At 74.8% G+C, this 6,635-nt stretch carries 6 protein-coding genes; 2 read left to right on the forward strand and 4 right to left on the reverse strand.

All coding sequences use genetic code 11. From position 1 onward, the window contains the following. The first annotated feature begins 30 nt into the window (after nt 1-30). Both ACS04_RS23225 and ACS04_RS23230 read left to right on the forward strand, forming a co-directional pair. Complete coding sequence (locus ACS04_RS23225) at nt 31-1,110, forward strand: DUF2330 domain-containing protein (RefSeq protein ID WP_048478668.1); 1,080 nt, start codon at nt 31-33, stop codon at nt 1,108-1,110. 119 nt (nt 1,111-1,229) lie between these two features. Continuing rightward, a complete protein-coding gene (locus ACS04_RS23230) occupies nt 1,230-1,970 on the forward strand; it encodes a class I SAM-dependent methyltransferase (protein ID WP_048478650.1) in 741 nt (246 codons plus the stop codon). Between the two features lie 380 nt (nt 1,971-2,350). On the opposite strand, the gene ACS04_RS23235 is transcribed toward ACS04_RS23230, so the two are convergent. The 4 genes from ACS04_RS23235 to ACS04_RS23250 all read right to left on the reverse strand — a co-directional run bounded on the left by ACS04_RS23235 (nt 2,351) and on the right by ACS04_RS23250 (nt 6,170). Further along, nucleotides 2,351-3,403, reverse strand: coding sequence for a zinc-dependent alcohol dehydrogenase family protein (locus ACS04_RS23235; RefSeq protein WP_048478651.1), 1,053 nt, complete (start codon nt 3,401-3,403; stop codon nt 2,351-2,353). A 53-nt stretch (nt 3,404-3,456) separates the two neighbouring features. Further along, nucleotides 3,457-4,311 (reverse strand): DMT family transporter, encoded by an 855-nt coding sequence (locus tag ACS04_RS23240; protein ID WP_048478652.1) that lies wholly within the window; start codon nt 4,309-4,311, stop codon nt 3,457-3,459. 90 nt (nt 4,312-4,401) lie between these two features. Next, entirely contained in the window at nt 4,402-5,205 is an 804-nt protein-coding gene (locus ACS04_RS23245) for an ATP-grasp domain-containing protein (protein WP_048478653.1), read from the reverse strand. Further along, nucleotides 5,202-6,170 (reverse strand): ATP-grasp domain-containing protein, encoded by a 969-nt coding sequence (locus ACS04_RS23250; protein ID WP_048478654.1) that lies wholly within the window; start codon nt 6,168-6,170, stop codon nt 5,202-5,204. The genes ACS04_RS23245 and ACS04_RS23250 overlap by 4 nt, the downstream gene beginning before the upstream one ends. Nucleotides 6,171-6,635: the final 465 nt, after the last annotated feature.

Consider the following 6,635-nt stretch of genomic DNA (forward strand, 5'->3'; position numbering starts at 1 on the left):
ACGGGGGCCTTCGTCTGAGACCCCGTGTGGATGAAACGAAGAATCGCCGCCCTGCTGCTGGTCCTGCTCGCGACGCAGCTGGGATCCCTGATCAGCCCGGCGTACGCGTGCGGCTGCGGGGCGATGATCCCCGAGGGCTACGCCCGGATCGGCGTGGAACGCGAGACCTCCGTCGTGCGGTTCGACGGCCGTACGGAACAGATCGTGATGCGGTTCGTGGTCCGCGGCGACGCCCGGCGGGCGGCGTGGATCATGCCCGTACCGGGGCGGGCGACGGCGGAGCTGGGCGACGCGGAGGTGTTCCGTCAGCTGACCTGGCTGACCCGGCCCGAGTACAGGACGCGCACCTACTTCTGGCCGCGCGACCGGGACTGGCCGTTCTCCTCCACCACGGGCGACTCCGTGGGCGCCGCACTGCCCGGCGCGGCGGATTCCGCGGTGGGCGTCGTCGGCCGTGAACAGCTCGGCGACTTCGACGTCGCGCGCCTGACCGCGACCGACCCGGACGCGCTGCGCACGTGGCTGGGGGCCAACGGCTTCGCACTGCCCGACGAGCTCTCCACCGAGCTGAAGCCGTACGTGGACCAGAGGTGGGAGTACGTCGCCGTACGGCTCGCGCCCCGCGACCCCGGCAAGATCCTCAGGGGCACCCTCGACCCGCTGAGGATCCGCTTCGACAGCGAGCGGCTGGTCTACCCCATGCGGCTGTCCAAAACGGCCAAGACCCCGCAGTCCCTCGGCCTGTACATCCTGGCCGACCACCGGATGGAGCCGGCCTCCCCGATCGGCGGCGCCGAGCCGAAGGTCACCTTCGCGGGCGAGGTCGCCCCCGAGGGCGCTCTGGCCGCCCTCACCGGCGGCAGGCGGACGTTCCTGACCGCGATCGACCAGGAGTTCCCGGAGCCTGCCCGCATCGACGGGGACCACGAGCTGCGGGCCACGGCCGCCGACACCCCGTACCGCAAGGTGATCTACCACGGGGAACTGCTCACCGTCGGCGGGATCCCGGCCTGGCTGCTGACCGTCGCGGCCGTCCTCCTCGCCCTCGCGACCGCCCTGTTCATCCTCCGCCGCCGCAACTCCCTTACCAGGCACGGCTGGAGCGCCTGACCTACGCCCGTAGGGGGAGCCGGGAGGACATCCGGATCTTTGTGCGTTCTGCCAGTACGGGAGCCCCCTCGGCTTCGGTGAGACTGCCAGCCGAGACCGACCACGGGGAGGACGGCACGATGAGCGGACAGCAGTACGACGGGATCGGCGAGGCGTTCGAGGGGTTCAAGTCCCTGCCGATGATGCGGTACGGGGAGGTGCCCAGCTTCCTGGGCCTGGTGGGGGACGTGCGCGGCAGGTCGGTCCTGGACCTGGCCTGCGGAACCGGTTTCTACAGCCGGGAGTTCAGGCGGCGCGGCGCCGCGGACGTCCTCGGCGTCGACATCTCCGTCGAGATGATCGCCGCCGCGCGGGAGATCGAGCGGCGCGAACCGCTGGGCCTGCGCTACGAGGTCGGCGACGTGGCCGAACTGCCGTCCCTCGACAGGCGCTTCGACATCGCGCTGGGCGTGCAGTGCCTCAACTACGCCGAGGACCTGGCCACGATGGAGCGGATGTGCCGCAACATCCACCGGAGCCTCGTGCCGGGCGGGGAGTTCTTCGTGCTCGCGCAGAACCCCGACTACCGGTTCGACTGTCCGTCCCTGGAGACGTACGGGTTCCGCTGCGAGCCGGCCGGGGAGATCGAGACGGGCCGGCGCGTGCGGGTCACCGCGCTCCTCGACCCGCAGCCGATCACCATCGTCTCCTCGGCCCCGCGCCGCGAGGCCTACGAAACGTGCCTGGGGGCGGCCGGGTTCGGCGAGATCGACTGGGTCCCGCTGGAGGTCTCCGACGCCGGGATCAGGGAGTTCGGCAAGGAGTTCTGGGCGGACCTCCTCGCGTACCCGCCGCTCGCGATGCTGCGCTGCCGCGCCTGATCCGCAGCCCGCCGGCCCGGCTGTACGTCGGAGAGGGTGACCAGGGCCTGGTAGGCGGTGAAGCCGGAGATCGGCAGGGCCGCGGCGCCGATGTGGTCGAGGGTGCGGGGCTCGGGGCGATCCGGTCCTCCGTGACCACCACGTGCTCGGCGTGGCTGCCGTGCGGCGGGACCGTCCAGCCGTAAACCTCCTCGCCCACCGCGAAGCGGGTCGCGCCCCGCCCGCGCCCTCCACCGCCGGACCAGGACCTCGCCGGGGGCCGGCGAGGGCCGGGGCACCCGGCCGGCACCAGCACCTCGGAGCCGACGAGGGAGTGCTGCGTGATCACCCGTGTCGTCGTCGTGCGGATCATTCCGGTCCTGTCGATCATGGAAGGGGGGTCAGATCCCCGCGGACGCCGCCGGGAGGATGACCGTGACCCCGTGTCCGGGCGCCGTGCCCATCGCTGCCAGGGCCGCGGGGGCCGCTTCCAGGGGGATCGTCGAGGTGACCAGCCGGTCGGGCCGCAAGGCGCCGGAGCGGACCAGCTCCATCATCGGCGGATAGGCGTGCGCGGCCATGCCGTGGCTGCCGAGGACCTCCAACTCCCAGCCGATCACCCGCTCCATCGGCAGGACCGTTTCCCCCGCCGCGGCGGGCAGCAGCCCCACCTGGACGTGCCGCCCCCGCCGGCGCAGTCCCGCGACCGAGGCGGCCGCCGTCGCCGGCGAACCCAGCGCGTCGAGCGAGAGGTGCGCGCCGCCGCCCGTCAGCTCCCGCACGGCCTCGGCCGTACCGCCCGCCCGCGCGTCCACGCAGTGCGCCGCCCCGAACTCCCGCGCCAGTTCGAGCGCTCCCGGCGCCGTGTCCACCGCGACCACCCGCGCACCGGCCGCCACCGCGACCATCACCGCGGACAGCCCCACCCCGCCGCAGCCGTGCACGGCGACCCACTCGCCGGGCGCCACCCGCCCCCGCTGGGCCACGGCCCGGAACGCGGTCGCGAAGCGGCAGCCCAGGGCGGCGGCCGTCGCGTACGAGAGCTCCTCCGGCACCGCCACGAGGTTGACGTCGGCGTGCTCCAGGGCCACGTACCGGGCGAACGAACCCCAGTGCGTGAACCCCGGCTGCGTCTGCCACGCACACACCTGCTGCTCGCCCGCCGCGCAGTCGGCGCAGCTCCCGCAGGCGCACACGAACGGGACCGTGACCCGGTCCCCGGGCCGCCAGCCCACCACCAGGGAGCCCACCGCCTCCACCACACCGGCGAGTTCGTGCCCGGGCACGTGCGGCAGCACGATGTCCGGATCGTGCCCCATCCAGCCGTGCCAGTCGCTGCGGCACAGCCCCGTCGCCTCGACGCGCACCACGACCCCGCCCGGGGACGGTCTCGGATCGGGCACCTCGCGGACCTCGGCCGGCCGCCCGTACCGCTCGAACACCACCGCGCGCATGGAACCCGCCCTCCACTCGACTGCCCGCACGCTACCCCGGGGGCGGCGCCGCGTCAGGGGGCGCCCGTACCCGCCCGCGCCAGGGCCACCACCCCCGCGCAGACCAGCGCGACGCCCAGCAGCTGGGGCAGCACCCACCAGCCCGACCGCAGGTGCTCCTCGTACAGCACCACGCCCAGCGCCACGCTGACGCTCGCGTCGCCCAGTGTCAGCGCCGGCTGCGAGGCGACCAGCGGCCCGCCCTGCATGGCGTGTTCGAGCAGCAGCAGGGCGCAGATGCCGGACGCCCCGAAGGCGTACGTCTGCCAGGTGGTGAGGAAGGCGACGAGGCCGCTCTCCGTCAGCACGTACACGGAGTGCTTCATCAGCGCGGCCGTGATCGCGTAGCAGACGGCGGTGGCCGCGCCGAGGCAGCCCGCCCGGGCGCGCCCCGGCGGGCGGCGCAGCCCGGCCACCGCCAGCGCCGCCACGACGGCCGCGCACGCCACGAGGGCCGGGATCCACCGGTCGGCCGGCACGTGCGTACGGTTCCCGGCGGGGGAGGCCGCGGCCATGGCCACCCCCAGCCCGGTCACGACCCCCGCCACGGCGAGCCACAGCGCACCCGACAGCCGCTGCCGCGCCAGCAGCGAGGCGATCAGCAGTGCGAGCGGCAGCTCCAGCACGAACAGCGGCTGTACGAGGACCAGCGCGCCCGTGGCCAGCGCCGCGGCCTGCCCCGCCCCGGCCGCGATCACCGCCAGGATCCCGGCGATCCACACGGGTCGCCGCAGCAGGTCGAGGACCAGCCCGAGGCGGAAGCCCTCGCTCTGCGGCACGGTGAGTGCGGCCCGGCGCTGGAGCACGGTGGCCAGCGCGTTGCTGAGCGCCGCGAACAGCGCGAAGAGGACCGGCAGTACGACGCCCATCCGCCGATCCTCACGGCGCCCGCCGCGCCCCCGGCCCGCCGACACGCCCCGCGGCGCGGATTCCCCCTGTCCGGTCCCCGGCCGGAGCGGTCAGCGCGCGGCCCCGCCCCGGTCCAGGGCCAGCGCCGCCAGCGCCTGCGGGGCGCCGGCCTGGCCGCGGATCCCGGGAAAGGCGTTGACGTCCACGATGAGCGGGACGCCGTCACCCGTGTCGATCAGGTCCACCCCGTACACGTCGAGCGAGAACACCTCGCCGGTGCGGCGGACCAGGTCCGCCCAGCCGGGCGGCAGTTCGGCCGGGGCCGGCGGCCGGGTCGGCCCCCGGCCCCCGGGTGCGAGTTCCGAGCGGCGCAGGGCGGCGAAGACCCGGTCCCCGATCGCCCACAGCTTGTGGTCCCAGCCGCTGTTCGGCGCGAACTCCTGGACCACGACCGGCTCCTGCGGCCAGACCCGCGCCAGCTCGCGCAGCCGGACCGCGTCGTCGACCCGGGCCACCAGGTCGGCCCGGCGGCTGTGCCGGCTCTTGACCACCAGCGGCGAGCCCGCGAAGGGCGCGCCGGCGGCCCAGTCCGCGAGCGAGCCGTACGTACGGGTGCCCGCGAACGGCAGTCCGGCGCCCAGGGCCAGCTCCGCCATCCGGGTGCGGTCCTGGCAGAGCGCGGTGGCCGCCGCCGAGTTCAGCACCGGGGCCCCGCGCTCCTCCAGCTCCCGCGCGAGGTCCAGCGCCCGCGGCGTCCGCGCCTTCAGCAGGTACACGTCGGCCAGGGCGCCGGGGGCCGCGAGCCCCGCACCCGGATCCAGCGACTCCACCCGGTGCCCCCCGGCTTCGAGCAGCGCCGTCGCGGCGGCCAGCAGCGGATGGCCGGGTTCGGGCGTGACCAGGCAGATCCTCACAGCGCGGCCTCGCCGGCCCGCGCGGAAGCCGGCGCCGCCGGGGCCGGTGCCGCCGAAGCCCGCGCCGCGGAGGACTGCGGCGCGGGAGCCTGCGCCGGGATCGGCAGCGGAAGACCGGGAGCCGGCGGGCGGCCGACGGAGGGCGCCGCCCGGCTGCCCGTCCGGGCCAGCCCCAGCACGGCCCGCCCCACCCGGGCCGCCGCGTCCGGGACCTGACGGAAGCTCGGGAAGTCGTTCACGTCCACCACCACCGGCCCGTCCGGACCCAGCAGCACGTCCACCCCGTACAGGTCGAGCCCGTAGACCGCCCCCACCTGGGCGGCGATCGCGGCCACCTCGGCCGACAGCGGAACCCGTCGCTCCCGCACCGCCGGATCGGGGTGCAGGGGAGAGCAGCGCTCGGTGGCGAAGAGCTCCCCGCCGACCGCGTACACCTTGATGTCGGTGCCCGAGTTGGCCACGTACGGCTGGGCGATGAGCATGTGCTCGCCCGCCAGCTCCGGGAGCAGCGCTTCCAGTTCCCCGGGCGAGGACACCAGGTGCACACCCCGGCCGGAGCTGCCGTCCGCGGGCTTGACGACGAGCGGGTACTGCGCCGCCGGTACCTCCCGCAGCAGCTCCGGCCGCGCGACGGCGTACGTCGGCGGCATCGGCAGCCCGCGGATCCGGCCGATGGCCGCGGCCAGCGCCTTGTCCCGTACGCCCCGGATCGCGCGGGCGTCGTTGACGGTGGTCATGCCGGCCGCGGCGGCGGCTTCGAGCAGGGTGAGCCCCGGCCCGCCCGACACGGTCTTGAGCACCCAGGCGTCGTGCGCGCCCGAGCCCATGACCTCGTCCATGCGCAGCAGCGAGCCGCCCGGCCGCACCACGTCCACGTGGTGGCCCCATGCGGTCAGCTGCCGGATCACCTCGTTCGGCATGCCGTCGTGGCGGTAGTGCTCCTCCACCAGGAAGCAGAGCCTCATCGACCTTCCCCATATTCCCCGGACGTCCGCCGATTCCGTCCGGCGAGTTGTGACGTCACAGGATGTCATGGAGCGCAATGTGATGATCGGTCCGGATGGTGACCGGATCGGTGACACGACCCACCGGAGCGCCACCGCCGGTCACCTACGCCGGAGCCCGGGCGGCCCCCGTACTGCCGCCCGGGCTCCGGTGTGCGCCGCGGCGCCCGGCCCGTGGCCCTGGGCCGCGTCTTTCGGATCATGGCGGGCCCGGGGCGCCTGGCACCGCGCCTCGCGGCGTTCTCGTCGGTCGCCGACACACCACGTCGGCTTCCTCCTCGGCCTTGCGACGCACGGCACCAGACACCCCGGGCCGATCCACCCTGATCCGAAGGAAACGGCCTAGACGAGTAAGTCCGAAGTGCTCGGGTCAGTGGTCGTAGGCGATCAGCGAGCGGGTGGTGGGTGTTCCCGTGTGCCGGTTGT

The organism is Streptomyces roseus (assembly GCF_001044425.1).
Lineage (GTDB): Bacteria > Actinomycetota > Actinomycetes > Streptomycetales > Streptomycetaceae > Streptomyces > Streptomyces roseus.